This window comes from Streptomyces sp. B1866, from assembly GCF_031932565.1.
Lineage (GTDB): Bacteria > Actinomycetota > Actinomycetes > Streptomycetales > Streptomycetaceae > Streptomyces.
This window is the reverse complement of sequence record NZ_JAVSCF010000144.1, coordinates 1-16,164: the sequence shown is the minus strand read 5'-3', so window position 1 is coordinate 16,164 and position 16,164 is coordinate 1. Positions and strand designations below refer to the sequence as shown.

Below are 16,164 nucleotides of genomic sequence, written 5' to 3'. Positions count from 1 at the left end.
CGGCCGCGGCGGCCGCCGGTGTTCCCCGGCGGCGGCCGCCGCCGGGCGACCGGGTTTCGCGGCCGCGGCGGGCCGCTCAGGCGGCTCCGTCCGCGCCCGGGCCCTCGGGCAGGGCCGGGAGCACCCGGCCGGTCACCTCGCCGAGGGACAGCCGGGTGCCGTCCGGGCCGGGGGCCGTGGCGCGCAGTGTCACCTCGTCGCCGTCCTCCAGGAACGTCCGCTCGCCGCCGGGCAGGCGCAGCGGCTCCCGGCCGCCCCAGGTGAGTTCCAGCAGGCAGCCGCGCTCCTCGGGGCGCGGCCCGCTGACCGTGCCGGAGGCGAACAGGTCGCCCGTGCGCAGCGAGGCGCCGTTGGCGGTCAGGTGCGCCAGCTGCTGGGCCGCCGTCCAGTACATGGACGAGAAGGGCGGCCGGGAGACCGTGTGGCCGTTGACGGCGACCTCCAGCGCCAGGTCGAGTCCCCCGGGTTCGGCCGCGGAGTCGTCCAGGTAGGGCAGCGGCGGGGTGTCGCGCGGCGGCGGTGCGGTGCGGGCCGCGTCCAGCGCGTCCAGCGGGGTGACCCACGCGGCGACGGACGTCGCGAAGGACTTGCCCAGGAAGGGCCCGAGCGGCTGGGACTCCCACGCCTGGACGTCCCGCGCGGACCAGTCGTTGAGCAGGCACACGCCGAAGACGTGGTCGCGGAGGGCGGTGAGCGGGACGGGCCGCCCGTGCGAGGACGGCGCGCCGACGACGAAGCCCACCTCGGCCTCGAAGTCCAGGCGCCGGGTCGGCCCGGCCACCGGCCCGGCCGCCCCGCCCCGGTACTGGCCGCGCGGGCGCACCACCGGGGTGCCGGAGACCACGACCGTGCCCGCCCGGCCGTGGTAGCCGATCGGCAGGTGCTTCCACGGCGGCGGCAGCGCCGGGGCGTTCGGGCGGAAGATCGTGCTGACGTTGGTGGCGTGGTGCTCGCTGGCGTAGAAGTCGACGTAGTCGGCCACCTCGAAGGGCAGGTGCAAGGCGGCGTCCGCCAGCGGGCGCAGCAGCGGCGCGACGGCCCGCCGGTGCTCCGGTCCGGTCAGCCACGCGCGCGCCTGGGCTCGTACGGCCTGCCACACGGGCCGTCCGGCGGCGAGCAGCGGGTTCAGCGTGGGCCCGGCCAGCAGCGCGGCGTGCGGCGAGCCCAGGGCCTCGGCCGCGGCCCCCAGGTCCAGCACGTGGTCGCCGTACCGGACGCCGATCCGCCGCCGCCCGGCGCCGCCGGGCCGCCCCGGGCCGCCGGGCTCCGCCAAGGCGCTGAAGACGCCGTAGGGCAGGTGGTGCGGGCCGAAGGGGTCGTCGTCGGCCAGGTCGAGCGGGCTGTGTGGCGCCATGCGGGCTGCCTCGCCTTCGCGTCGTCTCGCGGTGGGTACGGGCTGTGCGGATCGTACGGCGCCCGCCGGGCCCCGGCGCGGTCCGGCAGGCCCGGCCCCACCGACGGGTGATGTGACGGACCACACATGTCCGCCGGGCCGGGCGGCGGTGGCCGACCGGCCCGGCGGACGGGGCATCGGCGCTGGTGGGAGTGGCGCCACCGGGGCCTCCCAGGGGGTGCGGGATCCGGTCCGGGCGCCCGCGCCGTGCGCCGGGAGCGGCGCCGGGCGCACAAGGGGGGAAGGCGCCCACAGTGATGGATACCCGACCGGATACGCTGCCTTATGGGAGACAGAGACAGTGGAGACAGTGACACATCGACATTCCGCGTGATCTCAGGCAGACAGGAGTACCTCTCGTGACCGTCGTCGGGCCCGTTGGGCTGACCGTGCGGGACCAGATTCTGGACGCCGACACCCGCGCCGGGCTGGCAGCCGTCGAAGAGGCCCTGCTGGCGGCCACCAAGAGCGACGTGCCGTTCATCACCGAGGCCGCCCAGCACCTGGTGCGGGCGGGCGGCAAGCGGTTCCGTCCGCTGCTGGTGCTGCTCGCGTCCCAGTTCGGCGATCCGCACGCGCCCGGCGTGGTGCCCGCCGCCGTCGTCGTGGAGCTGACCCACCTGGCCACCCTGTACCACGACGACGTCATGGACGAGGCGGACGTGCGGCGCGGCGTGGCCAGCGCCAACAACCGCTGGGACAACTCGGTGGCCGTGCTGACCGGCGACTTCCTGTTCTCCCGGGCCTCCCAGATCCTGGCCGACCTCGGCCCGGAGGCGGTGCGCGTCCAGGCCGCCGCGTTCGAGCGCCTGGTGACGGGCCAGATCCTGGAGACGGCCGGGCCGCGCGGCGGCCGCGACCCCGTCCAGCACTACCTGGACGTGCTCGCGGGCAAGACCGGTTCGCTGATCGCCGTCTCCGGCCGGCTCGGCGCCCTGATGGCCGGCGCCGACGAGCGCGTCGTCAACGTGCTCACCCAGTACGGCGAGCGGCTGGGCATCGCCTTCCAGCTCGCCGACGACGTGCTGGACATCACCAGCGACGGCGAGGAGTCCGGCAAGACGCCCGGCACCGATCTGCGCGAGGGCGTCGCCACCCTGCCCGTGCTCTACCTGCGCGCCCGTACGGCCGCCACCGGCGCGCCCGAGGACCGCGAGCTGTGCGACCTGCTCGCCGGGGACCTCACCGACCACGGCCGGCACACCGAGGCGCTGCAACGGCTGCGCTGCCACCCGGCGCTGGAGCTGGCGCGCCGCGAGACCCTGCGGTACGCGGCGGAGGCCCGCGCCATGCTGGCCCCGCTGCCCGCCGGGCGGACGAGGTCGGCACTGGAGGCGCTGTGCGACGCGGCGGTGCACCGCGTCGGCTGACGCCCGCCCGGCCTCCCGGGTCCGCACCCCCGGCCGCCGGGCGGTCCCGGGGTCCGTGATCCCGGCTTTCTGGCCCGTGTGAAACTTCCGCCCGCCGGGGGCCCGTACGGCCGTGAGGCCCGCGGTGCTCCCGGGACGCCCCCTAGGGGACGGCGCCCGCGGGGGGCGGCCGGCCGTCAGCCGCGGGGCGGGCCGATGTCCTACCGCAGGCGTACGGCCACCTGATCCCGCGGGCTGACGCGCGACGACCCGGGGATTTGGTGGGATGAAGACAGCACACAGAGGACTCGATCGGGTGACAATGACCCGAAGAACGACGAGTACCGACGAGTACCGGCGCGTGCGAGCCGACGACCACCGCCGACCACGGAGGTAGAGCACCCATGGCAGGAACCCGACCGATACAGCCCGCCGACGGTGGTGACTGGGACGAGTCGCGACCGGAGCGGCGCCGCAAGGCCGTCCGGTACGCGGTGCCCCTCGCCGTGGCCGGAGTGGCGGCGGCGACGATCGGGCTGGTCCCGGCGCTCGCCGACAGCTCCTCCGACGACGACCCCGACCTGCCGGCGGTCTCGGCCGAGGAGCTGATAGCCAAGGTCGCCGGGTCGGACGCCGAGGAGCTGTCCGGCACGGTGCGGATCACCACCGACCTCGGACTGCCGGCCCTGCCCATCGGCGGCTCCTTCACCGGCGGCGCCCGGGACGGCGGGGACGCCTCCGCCGCCGCGCCGGAGTCCAAGCTGGCCGAACTCGCGGCCGGTACGCACACGCTGCGGGTGGCCGCCGACGGCGCCGCCAGGCAGCGGGTCTCGATCATCGAGGACGCCGCCGAGTACAGCCTCATCCACAACGGCGACGACGTGTGGGCGTACGACAGCGCGACCAACTCGGTCTACCACGCCACGGCAGACGACAAGGCGGGCGGGCGCGGGCACCGCGGCGGGCCGAAGGACTTCCAGGGTCTCGGCGACGCCACGCCGCGCGAGCTGGCCCGCAAGGTGCTCGCCGCCGTGAACGGCAGCACCGCCGTGAAGGTCGACGGCAGCACGAAGGTCGCCGGCCGGGACGCCTACCAGCTCCTGATCCAGCCGCGCCAGGCCGGTTCGACGGTCGGCTCGGTGCGGATCGCGGTGGACGCGGACACCGGCGTGCCGCTGAAGTTCACGCTCCAGCCCCGCGGCGGCGGCAAGGCGGCGGTGGACGCGGCCTTCACCTCCGTCGACTTCAAGGCCCCCAAGGCGGGCGTCTTCTCCTTCACCCCGCCCAAGGGCGCCGAGGTCACCGAGGCCGACCGGGCCAAGGCCCGGGCCGGCGGCGGGCGGGCCGCTGACCTGCTGTCCGGGCTCAACGTGGTCGGCGACGGCTGGGCGTCGGTCGCCGAGCTGCACATCTCCGACACGCCGCTGTCCGGCAAGGACGCGCTGGCGGCCCGTCAGTTCCTCGACGGGCTGGGCAGGAAGGTCAAGGGCGAGTTCGGCACCGGCACCGTGCTGAGCACCCGCCTGATCAACGTCCTGCTCACCGACGACGGCCGGATCCTCGTCGGCGCGGTCGACAGGAACACGCTGGTGAAAGCCGCCGACGCGGCGGAGTGAACCGGACGGATCCGGCGGGGCGCGCGTAGGGCCGCGCCGCGCGGGGCAGGCGCCGCCCGTGGCCGCGTGCCGCGGGCGGCGCGCCACGCCCGGACGCGGCGCGCACCGCGCCAGGGAAGGACGGCACCGAGCGTGCCGGGCAGCGCGCCGCGCGACACGTCGGGGCGACGTGAACACCGGACGACAGGGGGAGCTTGTGGACGAGCGGTCCGCCGAGCACACGCCCGCGGCACCAGCCGCCCCGGCCCGGACCGGGGCGGCGGCCACGGCGGAGCCCGCGGTCGAGACCCGCGGGCTCACCAAGCGCTACCGCGGCGGCCAGGTCGCGGTCGACGCGCTCGACCTGAGCGTGCCGCGCGGCAGCGTCTTCGGCTTCCTCGGGCCCAACGGCTCGGGCAAGACGACGACGATCCGGATGCTCGTGGGGCTCATCGAGCCCACCTCGGGCGGCGCGCGGCTGCTGGGCGCGCCCATGCCGCGCGCCGCCCGCACGGTCCTGCCCAGGGTCGGCGCGCTCATCGAGGGCCCGGCGCTGTACGGGTTCCTCAACGGCCGGGACAACCTGCTGCGGTACGACGCCGCCGACCCGACCGCCGATCCGCGCACCCGTGCGACGCGCGTGGCGGCGGCCCTGGACCGGGTGGGCCTGTCGGCGGCCGCGCACAAGAAGGCCCGCGCGTACTCGCTCGGCATGAAGCAGCGCCTGGGCCTGGCCGCCGCCCTGCTCCAGCCGCGCGAGCTGCTGATCCTGGACGAGCCGACCAACGGCCTCGACCCGCAGGGCATGCGGGAGATCCGCACGCTGGTGCGCGAGCTGGCCGACGACGGCATCACCGTCTTCCTGTCCTCGCACCTCCTGGACGAGATCGAGCAGGTGTGCACGCACGCCGCGGTGATGTCCCAGGGCCGCCTGATCGCCCAGGGCACCGTCGCCGCGCTGGCGGCGGGCAGCAGGGGCCGGCTGACCGTCACCAGCCCGGACACGTCCGACGCGGTCCGCGTCCTCAAGGAGCACGGTGTGACAGACCTGGTCGTCGCGGACGAGCGGATCTCCGGGGAGCTTCCCGCGCCCACCGGGCGCGGCGAGCCGCCGCTGGACCTGGCGGAGCTGAACGCCGCGCTGGTGCGCGCCGGGGTGCGGGTGCGCGGCTTCGGCGCCGAGCGGGCATCGCTGGAGGACGCCTTCGTGGCGCTGACGGGGGAGGGCTTCGATGTCGCGGGCTGAGGTACGGGCCGAGGCGGCCGGTCCGGAGGGCGCGCCGGACCGGGAGGCGGCCACGCCGGACGCTGCCGACGCGGCCCAGGACGTACACGCGGAGCAGGACCCACGCGCGGAGCAGGACCTACGCGCGGCCCAGGACGTACACGCGGAGCAGGACCCACGCGCGGAGCNGGGAGGGCTTCGATGTCGCGGGCTGAGGTACGGGCCGAGGCGGCCGGTCCGGAGGGCGCGCCGGACCGGGAGGCGGCCACGCCGGACGCTGCCGACGCGGCCCAGGACGTACACGCGGAGCAGGACCCACGCGCGGAGCAGGACCTACGCGCGGCCCAGGACGTACACGCGGAGCAGGACCCACGCGCGGAGCAGGACCTACGCGCGGCCCAGGACGTACGCGCGGAGCAGGAGGCGGGCGCGGACGGCCGCCGGGGCCAGGAGGCGCCGCCCGCCCGCGAGGGCACCGCCCCCGGGCCGCCGCCGCACCGGCCCGGCCCGGCCCCCGCCCCGGCGTCGGCGGCCCCGGGCCGCCCGCCGAGCCCGCTGTGGACGCTGGCCCTCTTCCGCAGCGAGCTGGTCACGACCTTCCGCCGCTGGCGGACCCTGGCCCTGCTGGGCGTGCTGGCGGCCGTGCCGGTGCTCGTGGGCATCGCGGTGAAGATCGAGACGCGCGACGGCGGCACGTTCGGCGGCGGCGGTGGGAACGACGGCGAGAGCCCGCTGTTCTTCACCCAGATCACGAACAACGGCCTCTTCCTGGTCTTCGCCTCCCTGGCCGCGACCCTGCCGATCTTCCTGCCGATGGCGATCAGCGTCGTGGCCGGGGACTCCATCGCGGGCGAGGCGAGCGCGGGCACGCTGCGCTACCTGCTCGTGGCGCCCGCCGGACGCACCCGCCTGCTGCTGGCCAAGTTCACCGCGGTGGTGGCCTTCTGCGCCGCCGCCACCCTGGCGGTGGCCGGGGCCGCGCTGGCGACGGGCGCGGCGCTGTTCCCGCTCGGCGACGTGACGCTGATCTCCGGCACCCGCATCTCCTTCGGCGACGGCCTGGTGCGGGCCCTGGCGGTCGCGGGCGTGGTGGCGCTGTCGCTCGTCGGGGTGGCCACGCTCGGCGTGTTCATCTCCACGCTGACCGGCAGCGGCATCGCGGCGATGGCGGCGAGCGTGGGCCTGCTGGTGACCGTGCAGATCGTCGACACGATTCCGCAGCTGCACGCCGTGCACCCGTACCTGTTCACGCACTACTGGCTCAGCTTCGCCGACCTGCTGCGCGACCCGGTCTCCTGGGACGGCGTGCTGAAGAACCTCGGCCTCCAGGGGCTGTACGCGGCGGTGTTCGGCTCGGCGGCGTGGGCGCGGTTCACGGCCAAGGACATCACGGCCTGAGCGCGGTTCGGGCCTCTTCTCCAGCGGAGCAGGAACAGCGGCCCAGGACGTTTCGGAGAGACCCCGCCGGGAGCAGTCCCCGACCGGATTCGGCAATTCCAGGTCGGCACGCCGGTCACGCCTCTTCTCCGCGTCCAGCGGAAATCCTGAGGGACGGGCGGATTCCGTGCCGGAGTAAACCGGTGCGGTAGCCGGCGTACTCCCGGTGTTGACGCTGAATTGCACCTGCCGCGGGATTCGCCTGGGCTCCCGTTCTCATAGCGTTCTTCCACAGAAACCGGTTCGACAACGGGGGACGGCGGCGTCGACCGCCCGGAACGGCCCTGGCCTTTCGCTTTCCGGACGGGTCGGCCCCGGCGCCTCGGTCCCATTCTTGATGGAGGAATCATGGCCATATCACGCATCGGCGCCCGCGCCGCAGTCCTGCTCGCGACGTCGACCCTGCTCACCGGCGTGGGCGGCGCCATCGCCGCGACGAGCGCGGTCGCGGCTCCCGCGAGTTCCGCGGCGTCCTGCAACTTCAGCAACCCCCACACGGTGCGGACGGCGAAGGTCGACTCGATCAACATCCAGCTGCGGCACAGCCCGTCGCCGGACTGCGCCTGGGGCCGCATCTACAACGCGGACAAGGACGACCTGGTCTGGGTGGACCGCTCCTCCAACGGCGGCCAGAGCTGGGAGACCCTGAGCGTGACCAGGGTGAAGTACGGCACGGACACCCACACGGCCTCGCGCTACGCCGGCGGCCGCTACATCGTGCGTGCCTGCGCGAAGAACGACACCACCAGCCACGTCAAGTGCACCCGCTGGTTCTGAGCCCCGCGGGAGTACCCGGCTGATGTGATGGGCGGACAGGTCCGGCCCGCGCCGCCACGGCACCAGGCGCCGGGCGCGGGACGGGCCGACCGGCCGCCCGTCACGCCGGGCGTGAGCACCCGGGCCCGGGCGGTGTTCAGGGCCGGGCCGCGTCCGGCTCAGGCAGCGGTTCCGGCCCGCGCGCATCGGCCCCGGCCCGCGCCGCCCGCGCGGCCGCCGCCGCCAGGTCCGTACGGGCCCGGTGGGCCGTGCGCAGCGCGTCCCAGGTCAGCAGGGCGAGCGCGAGCCATACGAGCCCGAAGCCCGCCCAGCGCTCGGGGGGCATGGACTCGTGGAAGACGGCGAGCCCGAGCACGAACTGGAAGGTCGGCGCCAGGTACTGCAACAGCCCGACCGTCGTCAGCGGCAGCCGCACCGCCGCCGCGCCGAAGCAGATCAGGGGCAGCGCGGTGATCAGCCCGCAGCAGGCCAGCAGGGCCGCGTGCCCGGCGCCCTCGGCGGCGAACGTGCTGTCGCCGCGCACTCCGAGCACCAGCAGGAAGCCGAGCGCGGGCAGGAACTGCACGGCGGTCTCGGCGGCCAGCGACTCCAGCCCGTCCAGGCCGATGTACTTCTTGACCAGGCCGTAGACGGCGAAGGTGACGGCCAGGGTGAGGGCGATCCACGGCAGCTTGCCGTAGCCGACGGCCAGCACCGCCACGGCCGCGGCGCCGACCCCGACCGCCGTCCACTGCGCGGGCCGCAGCCGCTCGCGCAGGACCAGGACGCCGAGGCCGATGCTGACCAGCGGGTTGATGAAGTAGCCCAGGGCCGTCTCGACCACGTGGCCGTTGTTGACGCTCCAGATGTACAGGCCCCAGTTCACGGAGATGACCGTCGCGGCCAGCGTGACGAGCCCCAGCCGCCGCGGGTCGCGCAGCAGCGGCCGCACCCAGGACCAGCGGCGCAGCACCAGCAGCGCGGTGGCGACGGCGGCGAGGGACCACACCATGCGGTGGGCCAGGATCTCCACGGCGCTCGACGGTTCCAGCAGCGGCCAGAACAGGGGCACCAGGCCCCAGGCGCCGTAGGCGGCGAAACCGTAGGCGAGACCGGCGCGGTGCTGATCTGGATGCGGCTTCACACGGTCCTCCGGGGGCGCGGGGCGGATGCTGTCGACGGTAACCCCGGCCGGGCCGCTTGTCATGTGCGTATCACCGCATGGTCATGACCGCGACGCGCCCGGGAGGCTTCGGCCTCAGTCCGGCTTCGGCCTCAGTCCGGCTTCGGCCTCAGTCCGGCTTCGGCCTCAGTCCGGCTTCGGTCTCAGTCCGGCCCCGGCCGCCGCCCGGACCGTACGGCCCGCACCGCGCGCGTCACGTCGAACGGCAGGATCGTCACCGCCACCTCCGGCAGGTGCTCCAGCGTCCTGGCCATGGTCTCGGCCGTGCCCCGGTGCAGCAGCCTGCCCAGCGGCGAGCGGTACGTGCGCCGCGGCACCAGCAGCGTCAGCGCGGTCTCGCCGTCGGCCGTGGTGCGGGCCGCGAGCCGTATCACGGCGCGGCGCAGCCTGCGGTCCGGGCACTCCACGACCTCCAGCGGCACGGTGATCCCCGCGAGCCGCTCCCAGCGGGCCATCAGCCGCCGCGCGTGCGCCTCGTCGATCATGAAGTGCACGGCCCGCACCTCGTCGGGCCGCAGCTCGTGCGCGTACCGCAGCGCCTTGAACGTCGCCAGGTCGACGCTCTCCGCCAGCACGTACACCAGGTGCCGCCGCCAGCGCGGCCGGTCGTCGCCGGGCGCGGGCGCGGCCTCCAGGGCGGCCGCCTCGGCGCGGTACTCGTGGTTGATGCGGGTGAGCGCCCACACGCCGAGCGGGAAGATCACCACGACCAGCCAGGCGCCCTCGGTGAACTTCGTGACCGCGAAGATCACCACGACGGCCGCGGAGACGGCCGCGGTCGCCGCGTTCACGCCGATCTTCCAGGTGCGGCCGGGCTCGCGGCGGCGCAGGTGGTAGGCGGTGAGCCCGGATCCGGCCATGGTGAAGGCGGTGAACACGCCGATCGCGTACAGCGCCACCAGCCGGTCCACGTTCGCGTCCGTGACCACCAGCAGCGCGAGCGCGACGACGGCCAGCGACAGGATGCCGTTGGAGAAGGCGAGCCGGTGGCCGCGCCGGGTGAGCCGCCGGGGCAGGAACCGGTCCTCGGCCACGAAGCTCGCCAGGAAGGGGAAGCCGGTGAACGGCGTGTTCGCGCCCGTGTAGAGGATCAGCGCGGTGGCCAGCTGCACGAACGCCAGGCCCGCCGTGCCCGGCCAGCCGCCGCCGAAGGCCAGGTGCGCCTCCTGCGCCAGCACGGTCGGCGTGCCGTCGGTGTACGGAATCGCGTGCGTGAAGTGGGCCAGCGCCGACACGCCGAGCACCAGCGTGCCCAGCACGCAGCTCATCGCGACGAGCGTGCGGCGGGCGTTGCGGCCCTGCGGCTCGCGGAAGGCGGAGACGCTGTTGGAGATGGCCTCCAGGCCGGTCAGCGAGGAGCCGCCGTTGGCGAAGGACCGCAGCACGATGAACAGCGACGCGCCGTACAGCCACCCGCCGCCCTGCTCGCCCAGCGGCAGCGCTCCCGACGCGTGCACGTCGGCGCGCGGCAGGTCTCCGGCGATCCCGCGCGCCAGGCCGGTCACCAGCATGGCGGCCATGGCCAGCATGAACAGGTACGCGGGCACGGCGAACACCCGGCCCGCCTCGCGCAGCCCACGCAGGTTGCCGTACGCGAGGACCATGATCACGCCCGCGCTGACCGGCAGCTGGAGGTGGTCCACGCCGGAGCCGCCGCCGAGCAGGTGCACGAAGGAGACGACGGCGGCGGTGCCCGCCGAGACCTGCACGGCGACGGTGACGATGTAGTCCACCAGCAGCGCGACGGCGGCGATCTGCGCGACGGTCGGCCCGAAGTTCTCCCGGGCGACGACGTACGACCCGCCCGCGCGCGTGTAGCGGGTGACGACGTCGCTGTAGCAGATCGTGACCAGGACCAGGACGAGCAGGATGGCGCCGGTGACCGGCAGCAGCAGGGTGAAGGCGGCCGTGCCGACGACCGGCACCAGCACGCGCAGCATCTCCTCGCTGCCGTACGCGGTGGAGGAGATGCAGTCGGAGGCGAGCACCCCGAGAGCGGACGGGTTGCTCAGCTTCTCGTGTCTGATGTGCTCGGTGACCAGCGGAGGTCCGAGCAGCAGCCGTTTGACCCGGTAGGCCAGGCGGTCGGGCGGTTCGGGGGACGGCGCCGCGCGGGGCGGCGGCGCGGAGCCGGGGGACGGTCTGTCGTCGGGCATGGCCATATCAGACCGCTAACCGGGCCGGGCGGTCAGACGACGCCCCGGGCGGGCCGCCGCCGCACCCGCTGGTACGTATGCCCGTACGCACCGGCGGGCGTACGGGCCGCCTCGCCCGTACGCCCGCTCAGCCGTGCGAGCCGGCCGCCCGGCCCGCCCGGCCGGTCGGCCGACCGGTCAGCCGACCACCGTCCACGTGTCGTTGCCCGCCAGCAGCGCCGCCAGGTCGCCGTCGCCCTGCCGGGCGACCGCCGCGTCCAGCTGCTCGGCCATGTCCGTGTCGTACACCGGCCGCTCCACGTCCCGGAAGACGCCCACCGGGGTGTGGTGCAGGGTGTGCGGGTCGGCCAGCCGGGACAGGGCGAAGGCGGTGGTGGGCGAGGCGGCGTGCGCGTCGTGCACCAGCACCGACGCGGCGTTCTCCGGGGTCACCTCGACCACGGCCAGGTCGCCGGTGGCCTGGTCGCGGACCACGCCCTTGCGGCCGAGGCCGTCCGGGCCGGGCGCGCCGAACCGGATCGGCCTGCCCTGCTCCAGCCGGATGACGGCCTCCTGGGCCCGCTGCTGGTCCTTCAGGGCGTCGAACGCGCCGTCGTTGAAGATGTTGCAGTTCTGGTAGATCTCCACCAGCGCGGTGCCCGGGTGGGCGGCCGCCTGCCGCAGCACCTCGGTGAGGTGCCTGCGGTCGGAGTCGACCGTACGGGCCACGAACGACGCCTCGGCGCCGATCGCCAGCGACACCGGGTTGAACGGCGCGTCCAGCGAGCCCATCGGCGTCGACTTGGTGATCTTGCCGACCTCGGAGGTGGGCGAGTACTGGCCCTTGGTCAGCCCGTAGATCCGGTTGTTGAACAGCAGGATCTTGAGGTTGACGTTCCGCCGCAGCGCGTGGATCAGGTGGTTGCCGCCGATGGACAGCGCGTCGCCGTCGCCGGTGACCACCCACACCGACAGGTCGCGGCGGCTGGTGGCCAGGCCCGTGGCGATGGCCGGGGCGCGGCCGTGGATGGAGTGCATCCCGTAGGTGTCGAGGTAGTACGGGAAGCGGGAGGAGCAGCCGATGCCGGAGACGAAGACGATGTTCTCCTTCGCCAGGCCCAGCTCCGGCATGAAGCCCTGCACGGCGGCGAGGATCGCGTAGTCCCCGCAGCCGGGGCACCAGCGCACCTCCTGGTCGGACTTGAAGTCCTTCGCCGTCTGCCGGGCGGCGGTCTTCGGCACCAGCGTCAGGGACCGCGCCTCGGACAGGGCGAGCGGCCGGGTGGTCAGGGTCCCGGGCCCGGGCAGTGTGTCAGGCATCGATGGTCTCCTTAAGGGCGTGCGCCAGGTCCTGGGCCTTGAACGGCAGGCCCGTGACCTGGGTGATCGCGCGGACGTCGACCAGGTAGGCGGCGCGCAGCAGGGTGGTGAGCTGGCCGAGGTTCATCTCCGGCACCACCACCCGCTCGTAGCGGCGCAGGATCTCCCCGAGGTTGGCGGGGAAGGGGTTGAGGTGCCGCAGGTGGGCCTGGGCGATCCGCCCGCCCGCGGCCCGGTGGCGGCGCACGGCGGCGGTGATCGGCCCGTACGTCGACCCCCAGCCCAGCACCAGCGCGGTGGCCTGGCCGGACGGGTCGTCGACGGTCAGGGCGGGCACCCGCACACCGTCGACCTTGGCCTGCCGGGTGCGGACCATCAGCTCGTGGTTGGCCGGGTCGTAGGAGATGTTCCCGCTGCCGTCCTGCTTCTCGATACCGCCGATGCGGTGCTCCAGGCCCGGCGTGCCCGGCACCGCCCACGGGCGGGCCAGCGTCCGCGGGTCGCGCTTGTACGGCCAGAACACCTCGGTGCCGTCGTCCAGCGTGTGGTTCGGGCCGTCGGCGAACGGCACCCGCAGGTCCGGCAGCTCCGACAGGTCGGGGACGCGCCACGGCTCGGAGCCGTTGGCCAGGTAGCCGTCCGAGAGCAGGAAGACGGGCGTGCGGTAGGTCAGCGCGATGCGCGCGGCCTCCAGCGCGGCGTCGAAGCAGTCGGCGGGCGTGCGCGGCGCGACGATCGGCACCGGCGCCTCGCCGTTGCGCCCGTACATCGCCTGGAGCAGGTCGGCCTGCTCGGTCTTGGTGGGCAGGCCGGTGGACGGGCCGCCGCGCTGGATGTCCACGATCAGCAGCGGCAGCTCCAGCGACACCGCGAGGCCGATGGTCTCCGACTTCAGCGCCACGCCGGGCCCGGAGGTCGTGGTCACGGCCAGCGACCCGCCGAAGGCGGCGCCCAGGGCCGCGCCGATGCCGGCGATCTCGTCCTCGGCCTGGAAGGTGCGCACGCCGAAGTTCTTGTGGCGGCTCAGCTCGTGCAGCACGTCCGAGGCGGGCGTGATCGGGTACGAGCCGAGGAACAGCGGCAGGCCCGACTGCCGGGACGCCGCGATCAGCCCGTAGGCCAGCGCCAGGTTGCCGGAGATGTTGCGGTACGTGCCCGGGGGGAACGCGGTGGTGGCCGGGGCGACCTCGTAGGAGACGGCGAAGTCCTCGGTGGTCTCGCCGAAGTTCCACCCGGCGCGGAAGGCGGCGACGTTCGCCTCGGCGAGCTGCGGCCGCTTGGCGAACTTGCGGCGCAGGTAGGACTCGGTGCTCTCGGTCGGCCGGTGGTACATCCACGACAGCAGGCCGAGCGCGAACATGTTCTTGCTGCGCTCGGCCTCCTTGCGGGTCAGGCCGAAGTCCTTCAGCGCCTCGACGGTCAGCGTGGTCAGCGGCACCGGGTGGACGCGGTAGCCGTCCAGCGTGCCGTCCTCCAGCGGATTCCCGGCGTAGCCCACCTTGGCCATCGGCCGCTTGGTGAACTCGTCGGTGTTGACGATGATCTCGCCGCCCGGGGGGACGTCCCCGAGGTTCGCCTTCAGGGCGGCCGGGTTCATCGCCACCAGCACGTCGGGCGCGTCGCCGGGGGTGAGGATGTCGTGGTCGGCGAAATGCAGCTGGAAACTCGAAACGCCCGGCAGGGTCCCGGCGGGGGCGCGGATCTCGGCCGGGAAGTTCGGCAGCGTGGACAGGTCGTTTCCGAGTGCAGCGGTCTCGGAGGTGAAACGGTCACCGGTAAGCTGCATTCCGTCACCGGAATCGCCCGCGAACCGGATGATCACCCGCTCCAGGCGGCGGACCTCCTTGCCGTTCTCCCCGGGGTCCGCCGTCCCCCGGGTGCCCGTACCCGCGCCGGGTTCCCGCGGTGCTCGCGCGGCGGCGGCGGGGGGCTGAGGGGCGGGCGGCTCCGCGGGAGCGGCTGGCTCGGCTGGTTCGGCCTGCTCGGCCGGGCTGCTGGCCTGGCTGGTCACTGGCTTCGGACCTCCTCGTGAGGCGGCGTCCTGGACATCGGTGCCGACCGGTTGTCCCGCGACCATCGTACGGCGGTAAAGGCCGCCTCCCGGGGAGAGATCACAGAATGGGCAAGTGGATTCCGCTCTTTTATGTCTGACTTTGGCGCGCTTTACCCGGTCTTGGGTATGGCGTTTTTCCGCCACGCCCTCCTCGCGGCCCATTGGACCTTGGTGCTACTCGCCGTGGACTTTGGTACCACCCGAGCGGCATACGGGCCGTACGCGGGCCGTGTGCGAGCCCGGGTACCGGAAGTCTGGACACCGCATTGCGGACCGGTCGCGTCCGGCTCGACGGCGGCCCGGGAAACGGCTCAGGAATTGATATACGTCAGCACCGCGAGCACCCGCCGGTGGTCTCCCTCGCTCGGCGACAGGCCCAGTTTCAGGAAGATGTTGCTCACATGCTTCTCGACCGCGCCGTCGCTCACCACCAGCTGCTTGGCGATGGCCGAGTTCGTGCGGCCCTCGGCCATCAGGCCCAGCACCTCCCGCTCCCGGGGCGTGAGGTTGGCCAGCACGTCCTGCTTGCGGCTGCGGCCGAGCAGCTGCGCGACCACCTCCGGGTCCAGCGCCGTGCCGCCGCGCGCCACCCGCACCACGGCGTCCACGAACTCGCGCACCTCCGCGACCCGGTCCTTGAGCAGGTAGCCCACCCCGCGGGTGCTCCCGGCCAGCAGCTCCGTCGCGTACTGCTCCTCCACGTACTGGGACAGCACCAGCACGCCCAGGCCCGGATGGTCCCGGCGCAGCCGCACGGCCGCCCGGACCCCCTCGTCCGTGTGCGTCGGCGGCATCCGCACGTCCGCCACCACCACGTCCGGCGGCGCCCCGGCGCCGTCCAGCTCCCGGACGGACGCCAGCAGCGCCTCCGCGTCGCCCACCCCGGCGACGACCTCGTGCCCCCGGTCGGTCAGCAGCCGGGTCAGGCCCTCCCGGAGCAGCACCGAGTCCTCGGCGATGACCACCCGCACCCTGTCTTCCACGATTCGCCGCCCCACGCCTTCCTGATGCCCCCGGACCTCCGCCGGACCGCCGGGCCGCCGGTCAGCGGTCCGGCGGTCGGCGGTCACGACGGCAACAGCATCGCAGGACAGGTGTGCGAGTGTCGCGGAGCCTCGCCAGGGACATGCCGAACCGGGGCGGCGTACGGGCCGGGTTCGTACCGGCAGGGGCGGACGGGCCGGGTTCGTACGGGCGGGGGCGTACGGCGGGGGCGTACGGGCCGGAGCGTACGGGCCGGAGCGTACGGGCGGGGGCGTACGGCGGCGCGGGGCCGGGGTGCGCGTCCGCCGCGCGCCGTCCGCCGGCGCCGTCAGCCGCGCCAGGGCAGCTCGGCCGTGACGGACGTTCCGCCGTCCGCCGGGGACCGCACGACCAGCAGCCCGTCGACCGCGCTCAGCCGTTCGGCGAGCCCGGCGAGGCCGCTGCCGCCGTCCAGGTCGGCGCCGCCGCGCCCGTCGTCGGCCACGTACAGCATCAGGCGGTCCTCCGAGCGCCAGACGTCGACGGTGGCGGAGCGGGCGCCGCTGTGCTTGCTGACGTTCTGGAGCAGTTCGGAGACGGTGAAGTAGGCGATGCCCTCAATGGCGGCCGCGGGCCGCTCGGCGAGGTCCACCGACACCCGCACCGGGACCGTGCAGCGCGCCGACAGGGCGGACAGGGCCGGGCCCAGGCCGCGGTCGGTGAGGATCGCCGGGTGGATGCCGCGGGCGAGGTCG

General features: G+C 74.4%; 12 protein-coding genes. 5 read left to right on the top strand and 7 right to left on the bottom strand.

Annotated features, from left to right (window positions below; genetic code table 11):
• Positions 1 to 76 precede the first annotated feature (76 nt).
• Complete coding sequence (gene fahA / locus RKE29_RS18865) at positions 77 to 1,354, bottom strand: fumarylacetoacetase (RefSeq protein WP_312006604.1); 1,278 nt, start codon at positions 1,352 to 1,354, stop codon at positions 77 to 79.
• Positions 1,355 to 1,752: 398 nt separating this feature from the next.
• Between fahA and RKE29_RS18860 the strand changes: the two genes are divergently transcribed.
• The 5 genes from RKE29_RS18860 to RKE29_RS18840 all read left to right on the top strand — a co-directional run bounded on the left by RKE29_RS18860 (position 1,753) and on the right by RKE29_RS18840 (position 7,776).
• The gene (locus RKE29_RS18860) at positions 1,753 to 2,763 is read left to right on the top strand and encodes a polyprenyl synthetase family protein (protein ID WP_312006603.1); all 1,011 of its coding nucleotides are present in this window, start codon (positions 1,753 to 1,755) and stop codon (positions 2,761 to 2,763) included.
• A gap of 383 nt (positions 2,764 to 3,146) precedes the next feature.
• A complete protein-coding gene (locus tag RKE29_RS18855) occupies positions 3,147 to 4,358 on the top strand; it encodes a DUF2092 domain-containing protein (RefSeq protein WP_312006602.1) in 1,212 nt (403 codons plus the stop codon).
• A 196-nt stretch (positions 4,359 to 4,554) separates the two neighbouring features.
• A complete protein-coding gene (locus RKE29_RS18850; protein WP_312006601.1) occupies positions 4,555 to 5,583 on the top strand; it encodes an ABC transporter ATP-binding protein in 1,029 nt (342 codons plus the stop codon).
• A 534-nt stretch (positions 5,584 to 6,117) separates the two neighbouring features.
• A complete protein-coding gene (locus RKE29_RS18845; RefSeq protein ID WP_369016045.1) occupies positions 6,118 to 6,960 on the top strand; it encodes an ABC transporter permease in 843 nt (280 codons plus the stop codon).
• 387 nt (positions 6,961 to 7,347) lie between these two features.
• The gene (locus tag RKE29_RS18840; RefSeq protein ID WP_312006599.1) at positions 7,348 to 7,776 is read left to right on the top strand and encodes a glycosyl hydrolase; all 429 of its coding nucleotides are present in this window, start codon (positions 7,348 to 7,350) and stop codon (positions 7,774 to 7,776) included.
• Positions 7,777 to 7,912: 136 nt separating this feature from the next.
• Here RKE29_RS18840 and rarD read toward each other — a convergent pair whose 3' ends face one another.
• The 6 genes from rarD to RKE29_RS18810 all read right to left on the bottom strand — a co-directional run.
• Positions 7,913 to 8,899 (bottom strand): EamA family transporter RarD, encoded by a 987-nt coding sequence (gene rarD / locus RKE29_RS18835; RefSeq protein ID WP_312006598.1) that lies wholly within the window; start codon positions 8,897 to 8,899, stop codon positions 7,913 to 7,915.
• A 182-nt stretch (positions 8,900 to 9,081) separates the two neighbouring features.
• Positions 9,082 to 11,094: an APC family permease gene (locus RKE29_RS18830; RefSeq protein WP_312006597.1), complete on the bottom strand. Its 2,013-nt coding sequence runs from the start codon at positions 11,092 to 11,094 to the stop codon at positions 9,082 to 9,084.
• A 177-nt stretch (positions 11,095 to 11,271) separates the two neighbouring features.
• A complete protein-coding gene (locus RKE29_RS18825; protein ID WP_312006607.1) occupies positions 11,272 to 12,342 on the bottom strand; it encodes a 2-oxoacid:ferredoxin oxidoreductase subunit beta in 1,071 nt (356 codons plus the stop codon).
• A 43-nt stretch (positions 12,343 to 12,385) separates the two neighbouring features.
• Positions 12,386 to 14,404, bottom strand: coding sequence for a 2-oxoacid:acceptor oxidoreductase subunit alpha (locus RKE29_RS18820; protein ID WP_312006596.1), 2,019 nt, complete (start codon positions 14,402 to 14,404; stop codon positions 12,386 to 12,388).
• A 353-nt stretch (positions 14,405 to 14,757) separates the two neighbouring features.
• Complete coding sequence (locus RKE29_RS18815) at positions 14,758 to 15,417, bottom strand: response regulator transcription factor (protein WP_312006606.1); 660 nt, start codon at positions 15,415 to 15,417, stop codon at positions 14,758 to 14,760.
• A gap of 341 nt (positions 15,418 to 15,758) precedes the next feature.
• Positions 15,759 to 16,164 (bottom strand): sensor histidine kinase (locus tag RKE29_RS18810; protein WP_369016044.1); only part of this gene is annotated, 406 nt, incomplete at its 5' end.